General features: G+C 59.8%; 1 protein-coding gene. It reads left to right on the top strand.

Features of this window, described 5'->3' with window-relative positions; genetic code table 11:
- On the top strand, positions 1-256 hold a 256-nt coding region (locus EOD29_RS33110), incomplete at both ends, for an ABC transporter substrate-binding protein (protein WP_245475512.1).

The following is a 256-nucleotide window of genomic DNA, read 5'->3' as shown; positions in this document are numbered from 1 at the left end:
AAGAGGCTTCTTGACGAGGCGGGCTGGAAGCAGGGGCCCGATGGCATCCGGGAGAAGGACGGCGAAAAGCTGAACCTCACCTTCGTGACCACGACCAACGCCGTGCGCAACCAGTTCCAGGCGATCATCAAGCAGTGGTGGCACGAGATAGGCGTTGAGGTAGAACTCAAGAGCGTCGACGCTTCGGTCTTCTTCGGCAGCGATCCGAGCAATCCGGAAACGTACACGAACTTCTACGCCGACGCCCAGATGTGGG

Source organism: Mesorhizobium sp. M1A.T.Ca.IN.004.03.1.1 (genome assembly GCF_003997555.1).
Classification (GTDB): domain Bacteria; phylum Pseudomonadota; class Alphaproteobacteria; order Rhizobiales; family Rhizobiaceae; genus Mesorhizobium.
Note: the sequence above shows the minus strand (reverse complement) of the source record. Positions and strands in the feature narration are given on the sequence as shown.